Raw genomic sequence first — 18,546 nt, forward strand, 5'->3', positions numbered from 1 at the left:
AAAAGGCCGATATTCGTCGGTGGGCGGGCCTGGCATGGCAGGAAGGGCTAGCCGGACTAGTTCTTTTGGCCAGGTACGTGGTGGCGGACACGCCCTCAGGCGCGGCGCCGACAGCGCGGGCCAGACAAAGCGACTATGGTTCAGAGCACGCTGGTGCAATTGCCGGTTCACCCTGACCCCAGGTCCAGTCCATGGCCCATCGATGGCGTTTGTGTATTCTGTTGCTCTTGCTGGCCATGGCCGGTTGCGCCACCCGCGCGCCACTTAGCGATTTTGATCGTCCGGCTAGCCACGCCCTGGCTGCTGATACCCAAGGGCCACTGGGCCAAAGCGTGACGGCCGCCGCCGCCACCCACGCGGATCAATCCGGCTTTTATTTGCTGGTACACGGGCAAGAAGCGTTTGAGGCGCGCCTGGCCTTGATCCAGCAGGCGCGCACCTCGCTGGACCTGCAGTACTACACCGCGCTGCAAGACCACACCGGGACGGTCATCCTGAATGCCCTGGCCGCCGCCGCACGCCGGGGTGTGCGGGTACGCTTGCTGCTGGATGATCTGAATCTGGACAAGCCCGATGGCATGCTTGCCATCATGGCGGTGCAGCCCAATTTTGAAGTACGCGTCTTCAACCCGCTCACCACGGGTGGGCGCTCCATGTTTGCCCGCGCCGGGGCCCTGATTGCCGATTACGACCATCTGGAACGGCGCATGCACAACAAATCCCTGATTGCCGATGGTGTACTGGCGATCGTGGGTGGCCGCAATCTGGCCGATCAGTATTTTGATGCGCGCCCAGACATGAATTTCCGGGATCTGGATGTGCTGGCGGCGGGCCAGTTGCCCGGCAAACTGGGAACCACGTTTGATCACTACTGGAACAGCAAGGAGAGCTATCCGCTCCCCGCGCTGGAACCCCGCCCACCCAGCCAGGAGGCCATTACCGGCTGGCAAAACGGCGGCAACGCCCCGCCCCCGCCGGCTGACAAGAAAGAACCGGCGCAAATGCCGGTGCCGGACGCCGCCAGCGCCAACGCGTTTCTGGGCAAAGCCACCCGCAATCTGATCTGGGCGCAAGCCTGGCTGGCCGCAGACAACCCGGATAAAGTCGAAGCAGATGCGGATGCCCAGACCGGCAGCAAACCAGGTAAAGGGCTGTTGCTGGCAGCCCAACTGGCGCAGCACGAGTTCATCATCATGTCGGCCTACTTTGTGCCACGGGATGGCGGCACCCAATTTCTGGGACAGATGGAACAGCGCGGTGTGGCGGTGAAAGTGCTGACCAACTCCCTGGCCTCGACCGACGTGGCAGCCGTGCATTCGGCATGGCGAAAATATCGCAAGGCACTGATTGCCAGCGGGGTAGAAGTGCATGAATTCCGGCCGGTGGCCGGCGTACATGGCGCGGCGCTCTCTACCGGGTCATCCCGCGCCAGCCTGCACACCAAGGCCTATGTGGTGGACCGGCAAATCCTGATGATTGGCTCGTTCAACCTGGACCCGCGCTCCGTCAACCTCAATACCGAACAGGCGGTGTTGATCAAGAACCCGGAACTGGCGCAACAAGTCGCCTATCTGTATGACCAGGCGGCCACCCCCAAATACAGCTACAAGCTGGAACTGGCCCCGCCACGCCGGCCAGATGACACGCCACAAAGCCGGCAATTGCGCTGGATAGGCCAGGAAGATGGCAAAGATGAAACCTGGACCAGCGAGCCGGGCGCCGGTTTGTGGCGGCGCACGCTCAGCGGCGTGGTGGGTTTGTTCCCGGCGGACGACGAACTCTGATCGCGCCCTCCAAACCCATCTAACGCCATCTAACTATCAAGCGGCTTTTGCTGGCGGCGATATTCGTTGCGCTTCATGTTCATGTATTCGTCCTGCGCCATTTCATGCAATTGCCGCGGGTAACGCTCGGTTGCGGTGAACCAGTTAAGCATGCGTGCTTCCGGTTGCGGTGCGGACAACCAGGATTCAATCGCCAGGTAATAACGGATGGTATTGCGCTCCACCAACCCGCGCACGCCCCCCACCGGCTGACCATCCACCGTGGTAAAACCCACCTTGTCGCTACCCAACGTGTTCAGATAGGTCTGCAGGGCCAGTTTGGCGGTCAGGCCATAGCCATACGAATAAGACAGATGCACAAAGGTGTGTCCAGCATCCAGCGGGGCAGACTCCAGACTGATGCGATAATCATGGGTACTGAGCGGGCCGTTCGGTGCCACCAGCGTCACGTGTGAATACGCCTCATCATCCGGGTCGGCATGCCAGGCAAAATCAAGCTCGTGCGCATCGGACAATGGCTGGTCAAACTTGCGCCCCACAAACACCACGAGTTGATCCGGCCTGGCGCCTTTGTGGCAGTACTTGATATTCAGATGCAGGATCAGAATGTCGCACCAGTTGCCTGCGTCATTGACCCCGGCCTTGAATTCGCCAAACGGGTGATCGACCACGGCGTAGATTTCACCCTTGAGCGTCTTGTCGGTCTGGGTGGATTGAAGCACCAGCGGCTGGCCAAACTGATTGTGTTCCAGGCGCGGCGCCAGGGTCTGATAACTGGCCAGCAGACTCTGACCCGGAGTCTGGGCCACGGCCACAGCGGCCAGCAGCATCAATATCGCCAGTAGCCAGACTTTTTTGGTGTGTGCTTTGCGCATGACAGCCCTCCTGGTCACAGTGTGTGCCATTTGATCTTGCCACGACACGCCGCCTGGCTGAATCCGGCCTCCCCCAAATGGCAGTCGGTATTTGTCCGACAAGCAAATGAGAGTGCCCATGGCATTGTTGCGCAGCGCAGTGCGGTTAAATGGCAACGCCTGAGCCGGTTACGGGTATCACGTCAATGTGACCCGGTCGGCCAAACCACTTGCAAGGGAGAACACCATGACGACGCTGGCTGATCTGACCACCCAGGACTATGAAATCCTGCGCGAAGCCGCTGCGGGCAAATCCATCAATCTGGATTTCCAGCAAGTGCGCAACTTGCTTGATGTAGAACCGCCGCTGATCGAGGCCAAACCCATCTACGGCTTTCAGATCACCAAGGCCGGTGAAGATGTGGTGCAACACGGCCACTAAGGTACAACATGACACCCAACAAAAAAGCGCCTGCAGAGGCGCTTTTTTGTTGGGTCAAACCGTCAATCAACACGGCATGGCGGAAGACTTGCGCGCGTAACGCCACAGCGTCAGCAGCAAGCAACTGACATAGAACACCATCAACACATACAACGCGGTTTCGGCTGCACCCGTGGTTTTCATGGAAAAACCAAACAATTGCGGGATCAGGAAGCCACCGTAAGCACCAATTGCACTGATAAACCCGCCGGCCGCAGCAGACTCACGCGTGCCATTGTGTTCAGCCTCAGTCGCAGAAATCCCCCTCTGCTTTGCTTCACGCTGGGCCGTAGTCAGGAAAATGGTCGGGATCATGCGGTAGGTCGAACCGTTACCAATCCCGGCCAGAACAAACAGGAACTGGAAGGAGATAAAGAAGCCCCAGAAATTACCGGCAGAACCCGCATCCGGCAGGAAAGACAGCACCGCAATCACCGCCACGATCATGCCGGCAAAGATACCGGCGGTCACCCGGGCACCACCAATCTTGTCCGATACCCAGCCCCCCATCGGGCGCACCAGCGCACCAATCAACGGACCAATGAACACAAAGCTGGTGACATCAATATTGGGGAACTGCGTCTTGGACAGCAGCGCAAAACCGGAAGAGAAGCCAATAAAGCTGCCAAAGGTACCCAGATACAACCAGCACATCAGCCAGTTGTCTTTACGACGGAAAATCACGGCTTGTTCAGAGAACGACGCCTTGGCACTGGACAGGTCGTTCATGCCAAACCAGGCGGCCACGCTCGACGCAATAATGAACGGCACCCAGATAAACGCAGCATTTTGTAGCCAGATCTGATGTTCGACCCCGTCTTTGGTGTAGGTCTGCGCATCGCCCCCGAAGGCGGCAAACATGCCACCGGTAATGACCAGCGGCATGACAAACTGCGCCACAGACACGCCCAGATTACCCAGACCGGCATTCATCCCATTGGCATAGCCTTTCTGGCTCTTGGGGAAAAAATACGCAATATTGGCCATGGAGCTGGCAAAGTTGCCGCTACCCAGACCGGTCAGCAGCGCAATCACCAGCATCACCGAAAACGGCGTGGTGGCATCTTGCACCGCCATACCCAGCCAGATGGCCGGGATCAGCAAAGACGCGGTGGAAATAGTGGTCCATTTACGCCCGCCCAGGATTGAGGGCATAAAGCTGTAGAAAATCCGCAGCGTTGCGCCCGACAACATGGGCAGCGCGGTCAGCAAGAACAGTTGGTCTTTGCTGTACTGAAAGCCAATCAACGGCATTTTCAGGACCACGATGCTCCACATGATGGAGACCGAAAACGCAAGCAGCAGACAGGGAATGGAAATCCACAGATTGCGCTTGGCAATCTGCTCACCCGATTGTTGCCAGAACGCCTGATTTTCAGGCTCCCAGCGGGATATGACGGCAGACGATGACATGATGACTGGCCTGTGACGATGGAATATTGGATAGACACCGCCAAGGGTACGATCGGCAAGCCAGATGCATAACTGGCCACAAGCACGCCATGAACACTGCATAAGAACCAGGCGGACTAGGCCAAACGGACTAGGCGCCATGTACTTGCCCGCGGCAAAAAATCCGGCAGTCTCCCGGATCGTGGTTTAATACCAGGTTTGGCATGGGCCGGCCATGCGAACGGGCACAGGGGCAATATGGATAAGAGAGCGTTTCTGGCTGCAGGTGCAGCGCTGGTAGCAGGTGCGGCAACGCCGGCCCTCGCCCGCAAAAAGGAAAAACCCGCCCCCGCGCCGGAACCGGCCACCCCTGCCCCGGTGTTGTTGACGGTTTCTGGTGCCATTACCCGCAGCAATCGCGGCGCGCTTGATCCGGTCTTTGATCAGTTGCTGAAAAAGCAGAACGTGCATTTCAACTCGGCCTGGGCGCTGACCTGGGCGGATCTGCTGAAAATGCCGCTGGTCGAAATCACCGCCACGCTGGAATACGACGGCAAACCGCACGTACTCAAGGGCCCGTATCTGGCGCAATTGCTGGCAACTGCCGGCGCCCCCACCCGGGACGGCACCAAGGTATTGCTGCGGGCGATTGATGGCTACGCGGCCGGGGTGTCGCTGGGCGATATCCGCAAGTACCGCTACATCGTCGCGACGCATATCGATGGCAAGCCGATTCCGCTGGGTGGCCTTGGCCCGCTGTGGGGTGTTTATGCGCCAGACAGCTTCCCGGAAATGACCGCCAAGCCCCTGCCGGATCGCTATGCGGCTTGTCCGTGGGGCATGTACCACATTGAAGTGCTGACCGGCTGAATGCGACGGTCCGCAGACAAAAAAACCCGGCAATCTGCCGGGTTTTTTGGTTTAGTGCAACCACACACCCCAGCCCATCAAGCCGGCACAGCGCCAATACCCTCCAATGAGGCCAGCAGCTCTGCCGGCAATTGCAGATCAACGCTCGCAATATTCTGCTGCAGATGCGTCACCGAAGATGTTCCCGGAATCAGCAGAATATTGGGCGAGCGCTGCAACAGCCAGGCCAGCGCCACCTGCATGGGCGTCGCCTTGCATTGTTCTGCAGCGTGGTTGAGTGCGTCGGCCTGCAGCGGCGAAAAGCCGCCCAGCGGGAAGAACGGCACATACGCAATACCGTCAGCGGCAAGGCTGTCGATCAGTGCATCGTCGTGCCGGTGTGCCAGGTTGTACATGTTCTGCACGCAGACAATGTCAGTAATCGAGCGCCCTTGCACCACCTGTTCCGGCAGCACATTGCTCAGGCCAATGTGGCGGATCAAACCCTTGGCCTGCAGTTCTGCCAGCGCCGTCAGTTGCGGTTCCAGATCACCCTCGGCCGGGCCGTGGGTGCTGAACATCAGGCGCAGATTGACCACATCCAGCACGTCCAGCCCCAGATTACGCAGATTGTCGTGCACGGCAGATTCCAGCTCTGCGGCTGAGTTCGCCACATTCCAGGACCCATCGCTGCCGCGTTTTGCGCCCACCTTCGTGACAATGGTCAGGTCATCGCCATAGGGGTGCAGCGCTTCCCGGATGATCTGATTGGTGATGTGCGGGCCATAAAAGTCGCTGGTATCAATATGGTTGATGCCGCTTTCAATGGCGGCACGCAGTACGGCCAATGCCCCGGCATGATCCCTGGGCGGACCAAAGACCTGCGGACCGGCCAGTTGCATGGCGCCGTACCCCATGCGTGTGACAGAACGGCTACCCAACTGGAACACGCCAGCGTGTGTTGCTTTGGTCATGAAAAATACTCCTGGTGAAAGTGAGTCAAGCTGCGTCTAGAATACGAATAATCCTTCAGAATTTGTATTCGCATATGCGCACAGACACCACCCCCGGCCTCGATGCCCGCAAACAGCCACGACAGGCCCGTTCGCAAGCGACAGTTGATGCCATTTTTGAAGCCACTATTCAGGTTTTGCTGGCAGAAGGCTTGCCGCGTCTGACCACCATCCGCGTGGCCGAGCGCGCGGGTGTCTCTGTCGGCACGCTGTATCAGTATTACCCGCAAAAGCAGGCCTTGCTGTTTGCGGTACTGCAACGGCATCTGGATCGGGTCGCCAAAACCGTGGAAGACGCCGCGTTGTCGGTACGCGGTGCCTGCCTGGCGCAGATGGTCCGCACCATTGTCACCGCCTTTGTGCAGATCAAGACCGAGAACCTGGCCGAGTCCCGTGCGCTGTTTGCCGTCGCTGCAGAACTGGATTCCCGCGAGTACGTGCTCACCATCAAAGAACGCAACCGTGCGGCGCTGCAAGCCATGCTGGAAACCGCCGCCGATGCACGGTTTGACGACGTTGCCACGGTGACGTTCATGTTTGCCGGCATCATGATCGGCCCGATCCACCTGTTGCTGGAGGGCAATCCTTCCGCGCGGATGCTACGCCTGCTGCCAGAGCAACTGGTTTCGGTCTGCCTTGCCTGGCTGGAACGTGAAGCCCGGCCTCCCCTCCCGGGCTAACCGGTCCCTGCCTGCGTAAAAGTGCTCTGCGTTTGTGCCCATTTTCAGGATGCCCGCTACACTACTGACAGAATGGTGTCAGTAGCCCCTGCGTAAATTGCATCTCACGCCATCCCGGCGTCATACCAAGGCACACAGGAGACTCGATCATGAACACCATTCAAAATCCGTTTTGCTGGACTGAAATTGCAGTGGCCGACATGGAGCGCGCCGTGCGTTTTTATGAGGCGGTGTTTAACACCCACCTCAAACGTGAAACCTTTGGCGACACTGATCAGGCCATTTTCCCGCACGCGGAAGACCAGCCAGGTGGCGCACTGTTCAAGGCTGCGCACATGCAACCGGGCGCCAGCGGGACCCGCGCTTATCTGAACGTGGGCACGGAAAAACTCGATAGCGTGCTGGGCCGGGTGGAACGCGCGGGGGGCAGGATGGATTTCCCGACCGTTTTTCTGGGCGATTGCATTGGCTACATCGCCGGCATGATCGATTCCGAAGGCAATCGCGTTGGCTTGTTTTCCCACGCCGGCTAGGCGCGGTTAACCAAACCCTGCTGGCGGCGTTGCGTACTACCGCGCACTGTCGGCGCGCGCGCCTTGCCAGCAACGCTTCGCTGGCTTTTGTTGACCGCTCCAGACAGGAGAATTCATGCGTCGCGCAGACAGACTTTTCCAGATTGTGCAGTTTCTGCGCGGCCGGCGGCTGACCACCGCCCGCTGGCTGGCAGAGAAACTGGAAGTCTCGGACCGCACCATTTACCGCGATATTCAGGATCTGATGGCGTCCGGCGTGCCGATTGATGGCGAGGCCGGCATGGGCTACGTGCTGCACAAAACGTATGACATGCCGCCCTTGATGTTTGATCAGGAAGAAATCGAAGCGGTGACCATCGGCCTGAGGATGGTGCGTTCCTGGGGTGGCCACCGGCTGGAACGCGCCGCCATCCGCGCCCAGGCCAAGATCAATGGCGCCCTGCCACTGGATTTGCGCCGCCGCTTCGGGCGCGTGTCTTTGTACTCGCCGGGCTGGACCAAACCGTTCTCCGGTGAGTTCTTTGACCTGATCCACGCGGCCATCGGCAATACCCAGGTGCTGCACATGGATTACTGCCGCATTGACAGCACTCAAAGCGAACAGCGCCATATCTGGCCACTGGGGCTGTTTTTCTGGGGTGCCAAATGGACGCTGGTCGCCTGGTGTGAAAAGCGCACGGATTTTCGCACGTTCCGGCTGGACCGGATCACCGCCTTGCAAGCGGCCGGGCGCAACTTCACACCCCAGCGGGATCGGGATCTGGATGCCTATTTCAAGTCGGTGGGTGTGCCGGCGGATCTGGACGATTGAGGTTGTGCGGTGTGTAAGTCCGCGCCTGTGCAAAGCAAGCCCCGCATTCACGCGCCCCACAACATCGTCATTCCGGCCTTGAGCCGGAATCCAGGCGTAAACATTTGTGCCGCAGGCACTGAAAGTGGTTTGCCGGTGAAGGCCCGCCTGCGGCGGGCGGACTGGATTCCTGCTTTCGCAGGACTGACGAGTCAGGGGTATGCCAGTCTCCCCCTCCTCACTCCTCACTCCTCACTCCTCACTCCTCACTCCTCACTCCTCACTCCTCACTCCTCACTCCTCACTCCTCACTCCTCACTCCTCACTCCTCGCGCACCACTCCCCTTGCCCCACCTGCCCCCTTCCCGCATAATTGCAACAATATTGCAATTGACCCCATTCCGCCTCAATGTCCCATCCACACGCCCATGACCACGCGCATACCCATGCGCACAGCCACGCTGTACCCGCCAGACCGGGCTTGCCGGCGCGACTGTTTGCCTCCAGCGCCGGGCAACGCGTGCTGATTGCGCTGGTGCCACTGGCGCTGGTCTGGTTGATGACCTGGTGGGCCATGTAAATGATCCGGCTGGATGACATCACCGTTTGCTATCGCAAACACCCTGCCGTGCATCACGTCAGTGGCACGTTCACGGCCGGTGGGTTGACCGCTGTGGTTGGCCCCAATGGCGCCGGTAAAACCACGCTGTTGAAGGCCATTACGGGCCTGCAACCGTTGACGACCGGCAAGATTGTTGCCGATGGTGCCATTGCCTATCTGCCGCAACTGGCCGAGCTGGACCGCCAATTTCCGCTGACCGTGAGTGAACTGGTGCTCTCTGGCGCATGGCAGCGCAAGGGTGGGTTTGCCAGCCTGGCGGGAGATGAAGCCACCCGCACCCAGTCCGCGCTGGACCGGGTCGGCCTGTCTGGCTTTGGCGAGCGTCCGATCAGCACGCTCTCTGGCGGGCAGTTGCAGCGCGCCCGCTTTGCCCGTTTGCTTGTACAGGACACGCCCATCATCTTGCTGGACGAGCCCTTCAACAATATCGATACCCGCACGCGTGATACGTTGCTGCACATCCTGGAACACTGGCGGGATGAATCCCGCACCGTGGCCGTGGTCGTGCATGACATGGGTATTGCGCACTCGCACTTCCCCGAAACCCTGTTGCTGGCGCACGAAGTGATTGCCTGGGGGCCGACCGCCGCCACGCTTGATCCAGCCAACCTGGATCGTGCTCAACAAATGACTGAATACTGGCAGAACGATGCCCCCTGGTGCGCCCGTCCATGACCCTGAATGAATTGTTGATTGCGCCTGTCACGGACTTTGCCTTCATGCGCCGTGCGCTGGCTGGTTGTGTGGCGTTGGCGACCGGTTGTGCGCCCATGGGGGTGATGCTGGTGTTACGCCGGATGAGCCTGATGGGCGATGCACTCTCCCACGCCGTGCTGCCCGGTGCGGCGGTCGGTTTTATCTTTGGTGGTTTTGCCCTGCCCTGGCTGGCAGGTGGCGGTATTGCGGCCGGTTTGCTGGTTGCGCTGTTGGCGGGTCTGGCCAGCCGGTTTACCAGCCTGAATGAAGACGCCAGTTTTGCCGGCTTCTATCTGGTGTCACTGGCGGTGGGTGTAGTCCTCGTCTCGCGCTGGGGCAGCAATGTCGATCTCATTCACTTGCTGTTCGGCTCTGTGCTGGCGATTGATGACCCGGCCCTGTTGCTGCTGGCGTCTATTACCACCCTCACCCTGCTGTGGCTGGCCCTTAATTACCGTGGCGTGATTCTGGAATGCGTTGATCCTGGTTACCTGGCCGTCAACGGCGGTCGCGGCAGCCGCTATCACCTGGGTTTGATGGTGCTGACGGTGTTCAACCTCGTAGCCGGTTTTCAGGCTATGGGCACGTTGATGGCCGTGGGCATGATGATGCTGCCTGCCACCATTGCCCGCCTGTGGGCCGATACGCTGGCGGGGCTGTTGCTGGCGGCGTGGCTATCGGGTCTGGCTGCCAGTGTGGTCGGCTTGCTGCTGTCGTATCACCTTAACCTGCCATCTGGCCCGGCCATTGTGCTGGTGGCGGGGGTGCTCTATCTGCTATCGCTGTGGCTGGCCCCGCATGGCTGGCTGGGCCGTCGTGCCAGCAAGACCCATCTGCAACACTAAGCATCAAGGAAGCCCCATGCCGCGTTTCGCCCATCTGCTCCGTTCTCTGGCCCTGTTCAGCCTGATCGCCCTGTCCGGCGTGGCCGGCGCGGCAGACCGCTTGCCGGTGGCGGTGAGCTTTTCGGTGCTGGGCGATCTGGTGCGGCAAGTGGGGGGCGAGCGGATCAGCACGGTGCAACTGGTTGGCCCGGATGAAGACGCACATGTGTATCAGCCCACGCCGGGTGCGATTGCCGAGGTCTCCCGCACCAAACTGTTCTTTGTGAATGGCTTGGGGCTGGAAGGCTGGCTGACGCGGCTGCAACAAGCGGCCAGTTATAAAGGTCAGGTCATCACCGTCAATCAGGGTGGCGATGCGTTAACCATGACCGAAGACGGCAAACGCGTGACTGATCCGCATACCTGGCAAGACCCGGCGCGTGTCAAAAACATGATTGAAGTGATCACCAGGGCACTGAGCAGTGCCGACCCGGCCGGCAGCGCTTATTACCGCCAGCGCGCTGACGCGTACCAGAAGCAACTGGATGCTCTGGCCACCTGGGCGAGCGCACAATTCAACACCATTGCGCCGGCCAAACGCGTGATCCTGACCTCGCACGATGCCTTTGGTTATCTGGGCCACCGCTTTGGCGTGAGAATTCTGGCACCGCAAGGCGTGTCGACCGATGCCGAACCCAGCGCCAAAGAAGTGGGTGATCTGGTGCGGCAGATTCGTGCCAGCGGCATCCGCGCGGTGTTCATGGAGAACGTCAGTAACCCGAAGATGATCCAGCAGATTGCCGCAGAAACCGGCACCACCGCCACAGCCCGGTTGTATTCGGATGCGCTGTCCAAAGAGGGCAGCGCAGATACTTATCTGAAGATGTACCGCCACAATGTGACGGTGCTGGTGGCAGGGATGAAGCTGAACAAGTGAAGCCGGAGCTGGACCGTAGGGTGGATTCGCGCAGCAATCCACGGGAGCAACGGTGGATTATCGCTTCACTCTGAATCCACCAGCCCCCGTAGCCCGGATGGCGCCGAAGGCGAGAATCCGGGTTGGCACCGTTCGCAATAGGCGTACCCCGGGACATGATCACCCTTCTTGCCGGCATCGCCCTCCCGGATTCCCGGCCCGTTGGGCCTCCATCCGGGCTACTGTCATGCCTTCGCCAGCTCCCGCTGCACTGTCCTGATCAATCGCCCTGTCTCAAACTTGATTTCTTCATGATTGAGCCCGGCAAAACCCAGCATCCAGCCCTCGACCCTTTGCGGCCCCAGATGGGCACTGCGCAGATCACGGAGTTGCGTACCGGCCTGGCGCACGGCGGGCGTGAGCCGCGCCTCATGGCCTGGCGGCAACAAACCGGCGCACTGCAAACCACTTTCAAAGCCAACCAGCTGCAGTTCATCCGCCAGGGGTGCCAAAGCATCCAGCAAGCAATCCCGCCGACTGCGGTACAACAGCCGCATGCGGCGCAGGTGCGCGCCAAAATGGCCCTGGCGGATAAAGTCCGCCGTCACGGCTTGTTGCAAATAACTGCTATGACCATCACAGGCACGCCGGGCGCTGGTTAGCGCGGGCATCAAGGACTCCGGCGCGACTACATAGGCCAGCCGCAAACCCGGAAACAGCACCTTGCTGAAGGTGCCCACATAAAGCACGCAACCCGTATCATCCAGCCCTTGCAGTGCGGGCAGCGGCTTGTGATCGTACTGATATTCGCCGTCGTAATCGTCTTCGATAATCCAGGCTTTGTGCTGACGGGCCAGTGTCAGCAAGGCCATGCGCCGGGCCAGAGACATACGCATACCCAGCGGATACTGGTGAGATGGCGTGACATAAATCATGCGCGGCGACGGGCACGTGGCGTCCCAGGCCAGCCCTTCTTCATCCAGCGGCACGGGTTGCAAGACGGCGCCCGCTGCCTGCAACGCGGCTCGCGCACCGTGGTAGCCCGGGTCTTCCACCCACGCCGTATCGCCGGCATCCAGCAAAGTCAGCGCCAGCAACTGCAAGGCTTGTTGGGAGCTGGCCAGGATCATCACCTGGCCCGCGTGGCAGCGCACGCCACGAGACTGTGCCAGATAGGCCGCAATGGCCTGGCGCAACGGCAGACAACCTTGCGGATCTCCATATTCCATCAGCGCATTGTGGCTATCCTGACGCAGGATACGTGCCTGCAAGCCATTCCAGATTTCATGCGGAAAGGCGCGCATATCCGGAATACACGCCCGCAAACCGGCATTGCCTTCGGCCTTGAGCGTGGTGCGCTGCATGGACAAACCGCGTTGCGACGGCCCGGCGATGGCCGTACCACCAGAAGCCCTGACCGGAAAACGCGCCAGTACGTCAATCGCCACAAAGGTGCCCGCGCCCACCTTGCGGCTGACATAACCCTCTGCTTCCAGCCTGGCGTAGGCGGCCTCGACCGTCACCCGCGCCACGCCCAGTTCTGCCGCCAGCGCGCGGGATGCCGGCAAACGCTGGCCAACGCCCAGATTGCCCTGCAGGATTTGCCCCCTGATCTGGCGGCAAACCTGTTCCTGTAACGACACGCCAGCAGCGTCTTGCACAAGGAGTGACATTGGCCTTATCCATCTATCCATAATGGCATCATATGAAAGACCATTTTCACCCTAAACTGAGGCCGTTACCAACCCTGCGGACCAAAACAATGCAAACGTGGCAAAACGATCTGGGTCAACCCGTGGGTGAACCGCTGCCCGGCTGGACCATGCCTGCTTTCCCGCCCCAACAGACCTTGAGTGGTTTTGGTTGCCGGCTGGAACCGTTGAACCCGGCCAGACACAGCAATGACTTGTGGCAGGCATTCAGCGCAGACACCGAAGGCCGCATGTGGGGTTATCTGACGGTGGGGCCGTTTGCCAGCCAGGCAGAACTGGACCAATGGCTGCGCCTGCTGGCCAGCAAGCCCGATCCACAACCGTATGCCATTGTCGATGCCGAAACCGGCAAGGCGCATGGCGTGATCTGCTATCTGCGCATTGCGCCAGAATCAGCAAGTATCGAGGTGGGCTGGGTCACGTTCTCTCCCCGTTTGCAGCAGACCACGCTGGCCACTGCCGCGCAGTTCTTGCTGATGCGCAATGCCTTTGCGCTGGGATACCGCCGCTACGAGTGGAAATGTAACGCGCTCAATCTGCCTTCGCACAAGGCGGCAGAACGGCTGGGGTTTACGTTTGAGGGGATTTTTCGCCAGGCCACCATCAACAAGGGCCGCAATCGCGATACCACGTGGCTATCGATGCTGGATAAAGAATGGGTCCGGCTGGAACCGGCCTATCTGCAATGGCTGGATGCAAACAACTTTGATGCAGATGGTCGGCAGCGGATCAGTCTGTCTGACCTGACCCGCGCAGCGCTGGCGGCTGATTGAGGCGCACGGCGACGTAAACACCGTGGAACGTAGCGGCCGGCTGATTGCTGGCCGTTCTGACTTCGACCGAGACCGCCAGCCGGCCTTTGCCACGACGCACGTACATGCGCTCAAAGGCGGCCAGATCATCGGCTACGGGGGGCAGAACATGCGCGGTAAAGTCGCTGGCAATCGGCAGTACAAAATCAGTAGCGCCAGACTGGATGACCACGTCTGCACCCTCGCCCGCGACCACATTCACCGCCATCCAGCCGGCAATGGTCGCCAGGGTAGAGATACTGCCACCAAAGGCAGTGGCGTGATCGTTGCGATTGAGTTCAAACGGCGCCGCCAGATGCCAGGCGGCTTGCTCGCCCGCGACGGATACCTGCATGGCCGCCAGCACCGGAAACCCGGTGACCAGCCGCCGCTGCCAGTACTGCGCAAATATGCTCACGCTCAGGACCCGGACTGGTTCACCGGGGTACGGGGTGGCAGGAACAGGGCGGCAATCTGTTTGGGACGATTGCGGCCAACGAGCGGTGCGTCCGGCATTTCCGCCGGCCCGGTACGGACGCTGCCGCCCAGTGCCGGGGTCTGGTTGCGTACCGGTGCCATGCCTGGCTTGGGGGCCCGGCGCTCACGGTCTGCATTGCGATCGTGGCGATCGCCGCGCTCTACACGGTCAGCACGCTCCGGGCGCTCGCTGCGCTCGGCACGGGCCGGCGGCTCTACATGCGTGCCCGGCGAGAAACCCGGCACCGGCGTCAGCTGGAAATTCTTCTTGATCAGTTTCTGGATGCCGAGAAAGGCTTTTTCTTCACCCGGATCCACCAGCGAGATGGCAATCCCCTTGGCGCCCGCGCGACCAGTACGGCCAATGCGGTGGACGTAGTCTTCCGGGTTGCCTGGCAACTCAAAGTTCACCACATACGGCAGTTCGGTGATGTCCAGGCCACGGGCGGCGACGTCGGTTGCCACCATGACCTTGATCCGGTTTTCCTTGAATGCAGCCAGCGCTTCCATCCGCGCTTTCTGGTCGCGGTCGCCGTGGACGGCTTCTACCGCAAAACCTTCACGCTTGAGATCACGCGCCAGTTGATCAGCGCCTTGTTTGGTGCGGGTGAACACAATCACTTGCTGCATGTCTTGCGTGCGGATCAGATGCGCCAGCAAGGCTTTTTTGCGATGGGTTTCACACGGATGCAGAATCTGTTCAACGTTATCGTTGGTGGCGTTCTGGCGGGCCACCTCAACCGTGACCGGCTCGTGCAGGAAATCAGCCACCAGCTTTTTGATTTCTGGCGAGAACGTGGCGGAGAACAGCAGCGTCTGCTTGCGGTTAACCAGCAGATCCATAATGCGGCGGATATCCGGGATGAAACCCATATCCAGCATGCGGTCGGCTTCGTCCAGCACCAGAATCTCGACTTGCGAGAGGTTCACGGTTTTCTGCTGCACGTGATCAAGCAAGCGGCCCGGTGTGGCGACCAGAATTTCTACGCCGCCACGCAGCGCCGGAATCTGGCCGTTGATATCAACCCCGCCGTAGACCACGTGGCTACGCAGCGCCTGATGCTTGCTGTAGGTTTTGACCGATTCGGCCACCTGATCCGCCAGTTCACGGGTCGGGGTCAGGATCAGGGCACGCAACTGGTGGCGGGCCGGAGAAACACTGGTGTTGGCGTGCGGTGCCAGGCGGGTCAGGATGGGCAGCGTAAAAGCGGCCGTCTTGCCGGTACCGGTCTGCGCCGCACCCAGTACATCCTTGCCTTCCAGCACGACAGGAATGGCTTGCGCCTGGATCGGGGTCGGGCTCTCATAGCCTTGTTCTTCAACTGCTTTGAGTACTGCGGGCGCCAGCCCCAACGTTGCAAAAGTCATCCTGCGCTTACTCCACCAAACAAAAGATCCGGCTTGAAACCGGTAGTGATACCAGAGTGACTGGCTAGAAACTCTGGATAATCAAAGAGTTTATCACGATTCAGCTGACAAGCGCTGGTTTTGGGCGCCGGCCCGTCAGCAGATTGCTTACGCCTGGCCCTTCCACCCCGCCGCATCGCCCAACTCAATCATACATGATTGACACAATGTAAAGAGTTGCCTCTTTTTTGGGCAACTATGACACATACATAGAAAACCCTGTCCCTCATAATGGAACCCATCTCCTGACCAGCCTGTTGCGCCCGGCAGAGCGCAATGCCCGCAGGGCTGGTTTAACTGAATAAAGTCTCCGTTTGGCGGGTTGCAAACTGCCCTGATCGTGTCGCATGCCCCCGCATGTCATGCTCTGCGCAGTACGCATTACAGCCATGGCCCTGCAACTCCTGCAGGGCCATTTTTTTTGCCGACCCAGCACGTCAATCTTGTATCATTGAGATAGTCCATCATCTCAAAATTGCACGCATGACCTTCTCACCGCTGGTTTTAACCGATGACGACACCCTCAAACGCTGGACGCGCGGCCAAATACTGGACATCCCCGCCCTCTCCCGCAGCTTTGTGCTGACCAATGACTGGGATACCGCCCGCAGTGGCGACCACCCGGACGCCTACCGCGATGGCGAAGCCTGGCTCTCACGCGATACGCAATACCTGCCGCGGCTCAATTTCCGTGTCACCACTGCCATTTCCCTACCCGCCCGCTGCCCTGCGCCGGCCGGCTTCATGAGTGGTGTGTACTGGCATGATGCCCAGAGTGGCATTCAAGTACGCCGCGATGGTTTCCGGGCTTTTCCGCCCGCGCGCCGCAAACCGCAGCCGGGGCTGACGAGCGAAGGCAAGATCGTGATCCACACCAGGCACCCGCGTACGCAGGAGGCCATCACCCGCCTGGCAGAACGCCTTGGCGCCAGTGAGCAAACCTTGCTGCTGGACGCCCTGTACACCGGGCTGGCGCAGATCGCCGGCTCCCGGCTGGACCCGGTACGCGCCCAGGCTTTTCTCAAGGCATTCAGCGTCACCCAGGCCATCGACAAAGCCGATCACGAACCTGGCCTTGACCTTTTTTCGGTGCTCTGACCGCCAGGCAAACTTTGCAGCCAGCAACATTTGCCACGCCAGCCTTGTTGCACCGCACGTCACAAGCCCATACAGATGGGCTAGAGGTAGTATCGTCTGTTCGGTTACAATCGAAGACTTTCCATCACCGATCCAGGCAGGAGAAACACCCATGTCGATGGCTGACCGCGACGGCGTCATCTGGTACGACGGCAAACTGGTGGAGTGGCGCGATGCGACCACCCACGTCCTGACCCACACGCTGCATTACGGCCTTGGTGTATTTGAAGGTGTGCGCGCCTACGAAACCCCGAACGGCCCGGCCATCTTCCGCCTGCAGGATCACACGGATCGCCTGTTCCGCTCTGCCCACATCCTGGGCATGAAGCTGCCGTACACCAAAGAACAACTCAACGCGGCCCAACTGGCCGTGGTGAAAGAAAACGGCCTGAAGTCCTGCTATCTGCGTCCGATGGCGTTCTATGGCGCCGGCAAACTGGGCGTGGCCCCGCCGGTCGATGATGTGCACGTGATCGTGGCCGCCTGGCCATGGGGTGCTTACCTGGGCGCAGATGGCCTGGAGAAAGGCATCCGCGTGAAGACTTCCAGCTTCACCCGTCACCACGTCAACATCACCATGTGTAAAGCCAAGGCCAACGGCAATTACATGAACTCCATCCTCGCCAACACCGAAGCCACCCGCGACGGTTACGACGAAGCCCTGCTGCTGGATGCAGAAGGCTACGTGGCCGAAGGCTCCGGCGAGAACGTGTTCATTGTGCGTAAAGGCAAGATCTACACGCCGGACCTGACCAGCGCGCTGGAAGGCATTACCCGCGACACCATCGTGCAACTGGCCGAAGAACACAATATTCCGGTGATCGAAAAGCGTATCACCCGTGATGAAGTCTATAGTGCCGATGAAGCGTTCTTTACCGGCACCGCCGCTGAAGTGACGCCGATCCGTGAACTGGATGGCCGCACCATCGGTGAAGGCCGCCGTGGCCCGATTACCGAACTCTTGCAGAGCCGTTACTTTGCCAGCGTGAAGGGCCAGGAAGGCTCGCGCGCTGAGTGGCTGACCCTCGTCAAGTGAGTGACAAGAACATGAGCGAACTCAAAGAAAACACCCAGCGCGTGATTGAAGTCGGCGCCGCCGACCTGCCGTTGCATTGCCCGATGCCGGACATGATGAAATGGAACGCGCACCCGCGCGTCTTCCTGCCCATCGACCGCACCGGCGAAGCGCTGTGCCCGTATTGCGGCACCCAGTACCGTTTGAAGGCCGGCGAAGTCATTAGCGGCCATCACTGAGCATTGCTCAGGTTGCAGACAAAACGGCGCATTGCGCCGTTTTGTTATTTGGGCGGCGGGGTTTGTATCAACGGCAAAAAATTGAATTGGCAGCCCGTTGGGCCAGGGCTGATACAGATGTTACGGTTGTCGTTGGGGTTGTCGTTGCTTTTGACTTTCCCTCCCCATTAAAGCCCAGCGCCGAAGGAACGGAGGGAGACCTTAGGCTCCCGACTGACTGAGGGCAGCCCGGAGGGCCGCCAGGCTGGGGTCGCCTTTCTTTGGTTCCTTTCTTTGGCGAAGCAAAGAAAGGGACGTGGGCCCGGCACCCCGGGTATCAAACGCTTTTCAAGAC

General features: G+C 60.0%; 20 protein-coding genes. 14 read left to right on the forward strand and 6 right to left on the reverse strand.

Going from position 1 to position 18,546, the window contains the following annotated elements; all coding sequences use genetic code 11:
* Positions 1 to 191 precede the first annotated feature (191 nt).
* Positions 192 to 1,784 (forward strand): phospholipase D family protein, encoded by a 1,593-nt coding sequence (locus tag HNQ50_RS16115; RefSeq protein ID WP_184102230.1) that lies wholly within the window; start codon positions 192 to 194, stop codon positions 1,782 to 1,784.
* Between the two features lie 29 nt (positions 1,785 to 1,813).
* Here HNQ50_RS16115 and HNQ50_RS16120 read toward each other — a convergent pair whose 3' ends face one another.
* Positions 1,814 to 2,659: a hypothetical protein gene (locus tag HNQ50_RS16120; protein ID WP_221303222.1), complete on the reverse strand. Its 846-nt coding sequence runs from the start codon at positions 2,657 to 2,659 to the stop codon at positions 1,814 to 1,816.
* Positions 2,660 to 2,885: 226 nt separating this feature from the next.
* Between HNQ50_RS16120 and HNQ50_RS16125 the strand changes: the two genes are divergently transcribed.
* Complete coding sequence (locus HNQ50_RS16125) at positions 2,886 to 3,080, forward strand: hypothetical protein (protein ID WP_184102231.1); 195 nt, start codon at positions 2,886 to 2,888, stop codon at positions 3,078 to 3,080.
* Between the two features lie 66 nt (positions 3,081 to 3,146).
* On the opposite strand, the gene HNQ50_RS16130 is transcribed toward HNQ50_RS16125, so the two are convergent.
* Entirely contained in the window at positions 3,147 to 4,532 is a 1,386-nt protein-coding gene (locus HNQ50_RS16130; protein ID WP_184102232.1) for a NarK family nitrate/nitrite MFS transporter, read from the reverse strand.
* A 237-nt stretch (positions 4,533 to 4,769) separates the two neighbouring features.
* Here HNQ50_RS16130 and HNQ50_RS16135 point away from each other — a divergent pair, with 237 nt between their 5' ends.
* Positions 4,770 to 5,381, forward strand: a complete 612-nt coding sequence (locus HNQ50_RS16135; protein ID WP_184102233.1) for a putative pterin-binding protein — start codon at positions 4,770 to 4,772, stop codon at positions 5,379 to 5,381.
* 77 nt (positions 5,382 to 5,458) lie between these two features.
* On the opposite strand, the gene HNQ50_RS16140 is transcribed toward HNQ50_RS16135, so the two are convergent.
* Positions 5,459 to 6,334 carry an aldo/keto reductase family oxidoreductase gene (locus HNQ50_RS16140; protein ID WP_184102234.1) on the reverse strand — a complete coding sequence of 292 codons (876 nt, stop codon included), beginning with the start codon at positions 6,332 to 6,334 and terminating at the stop codon, positions 5,459 to 5,461.
* A gap of 74 nt (positions 6,335 to 6,408) precedes the next feature.
* Here HNQ50_RS16140 and HNQ50_RS16145 point away from each other — a divergent pair, with 74 nt between their 5' ends.
* The 7 genes from HNQ50_RS16145 to HNQ50_RS16175 all read left to right on the forward strand — a co-directional run bounded on the left by HNQ50_RS16145 (position 6,409) and on the right by HNQ50_RS16175 (position 11,455).
* Positions 6,409 to 7,053 carry a TetR/AcrR family transcriptional regulator gene (locus HNQ50_RS16145; RefSeq protein ID WP_184102235.1) on the forward strand — a complete coding sequence of 215 codons (645 nt, stop codon included), beginning with the start codon at positions 6,409 to 6,411 and terminating at the stop codon, positions 7,051 to 7,053.
* 149 nt (positions 7,054 to 7,202) lie between these two features.
* Entirely contained in the window at positions 7,203 to 7,586 is a 384-nt protein-coding gene (locus HNQ50_RS16150) for a VOC family protein (RefSeq protein ID WP_184102236.1), read from the forward strand.
* A 115-nt stretch (positions 7,587 to 7,701) separates the two neighbouring features.
* Positions 7,702 to 8,397, forward strand: a complete 696-nt coding sequence (locus HNQ50_RS16155; protein WP_184102237.1) for a helix-turn-helix transcriptional regulator — start codon at positions 7,702 to 7,704, stop codon at positions 8,395 to 8,397.
* Between the two features lie 388 nt (positions 8,398 to 8,785).
* Complete coding sequence (locus tag HNQ50_RS16160) at positions 8,786 to 8,956, forward strand: hypothetical protein (protein WP_184102238.1); 171 nt, start codon at positions 8,786 to 8,788, stop codon at positions 8,954 to 8,956.
* Positions 8,957 to 9,673 (forward strand): metal ABC transporter ATP-binding protein, encoded by a 717-nt coding sequence (locus tag HNQ50_RS16165; RefSeq protein WP_184102239.1) that lies wholly within the window; start codon positions 8,957 to 8,959, stop codon positions 9,671 to 9,673.
* Positions 9,670 to 10,539, forward strand: a complete 870-nt coding sequence (locus tag HNQ50_RS16170; RefSeq protein WP_184102240.1) for a metal ABC transporter permease — start codon at positions 9,670 to 9,672, stop codon at positions 10,537 to 10,539. The genes HNQ50_RS16165 and HNQ50_RS16170 overlap by 4 nt, the downstream gene beginning before the upstream one ends.
* Positions 10,540 to 10,555: 16 nt before the next feature.
* Positions 10,556 to 11,455 carry a metal ABC transporter solute-binding protein, Zn/Mn family gene (locus tag HNQ50_RS16175; protein ID WP_184102241.1) on the forward strand — a complete coding sequence of 300 codons (900 nt, stop codon included), beginning with the start codon at positions 10,556 to 10,558 and terminating at the stop codon, positions 11,453 to 11,455.
* Between the two features lie 224 nt (positions 11,456 to 11,679).
* Here HNQ50_RS16175 and pdxR read toward each other — a convergent pair whose 3' ends face one another.
* Positions 11,680 to 13,107 (reverse strand): MocR-like pyridoxine biosynthesis transcription factor PdxR, encoded by a 1,428-nt coding sequence (gene pdxR, locus HNQ50_RS16180; RefSeq protein WP_184102242.1) that lies wholly within the window; start codon positions 13,105 to 13,107, stop codon positions 11,680 to 11,682.
* A gap of 89 nt (positions 13,108 to 13,196) precedes the next feature.
* Here pdxR and HNQ50_RS16185 point away from each other — a divergent pair, with 89 nt between their 5' ends.
* Entirely contained in the window at positions 13,197 to 13,919 is a 723-nt protein-coding gene (locus tag HNQ50_RS16185; protein WP_184102243.1) for a GNAT family N-acetyltransferase, read from the forward strand.
* Here the strand turns inward: HNQ50_RS16185 and HNQ50_RS16190 are convergent.
* The gene (locus HNQ50_RS16190) at positions 13,876 to 14,355 is read right to left on the reverse strand and encodes a YiiD C-terminal domain-containing protein (protein ID WP_184102244.1); all 480 of its coding nucleotides are present in this window, start codon (positions 14,353 to 14,355) and stop codon (positions 13,876 to 13,878) included. The genes HNQ50_RS16185 and HNQ50_RS16190 overlap by 44 nt on opposite strands.
* A 2-nt stretch (positions 14,356 to 14,357) precedes the next feature.
* Positions 14,358 to 15,782 (reverse strand): DEAD/DEAH box helicase, encoded by a 1,425-nt coding sequence (locus tag HNQ50_RS16195; RefSeq protein WP_184102245.1) that lies wholly within the window; start codon positions 15,780 to 15,782, stop codon positions 14,358 to 14,360.
* A 522-nt stretch (positions 15,783 to 16,304) separates the two neighbouring features.
* Between HNQ50_RS16195 and HNQ50_RS16200 the strand changes: the two genes are divergently transcribed.
* From HNQ50_RS16200 to HNQ50_RS16210, 3 genes are all read left to right on the forward strand, one after another.
* Positions 16,305 to 16,919: a zinc-binding metallopeptidase family protein gene (locus tag HNQ50_RS16200; RefSeq protein ID WP_184102246.1), complete on the forward strand. Its 615-nt coding sequence runs from the start codon at positions 16,305 to 16,307 to the stop codon at positions 16,917 to 16,919.
* 151 nt (positions 16,920 to 17,070) lie between these two features.
* The gene (locus HNQ50_RS16205) at positions 17,071 to 17,994 is read left to right on the forward strand and encodes a branched-chain amino acid transaminase (RefSeq protein WP_184102247.1); all 924 of its coding nucleotides are present in this window, start codon (positions 17,071 to 17,073) and stop codon (positions 17,992 to 17,994) included.
* Between the two features lie 11 nt (positions 17,995 to 18,005).
* Positions 18,006 to 18,212 (forward strand): zinc-finger domain-containing protein, encoded by a 207-nt coding sequence (locus HNQ50_RS16210; RefSeq protein WP_184102385.1) that lies wholly within the window; start codon positions 18,006 to 18,008, stop codon positions 18,210 to 18,212.
* Positions 18,213 to 18,546: the final 334 nt, after the last annotated feature.

Origin of the sequence: Silvimonas terrae (assembly GCF_014202765.1) — a bacterium.
In the GTDB taxonomy this organism is placed as follows: Bacteria; Pseudomonadota; Gammaproteobacteria; order Burkholderiales; family Chitinibacteraceae; genus Silvimonas; species Silvimonas terrae.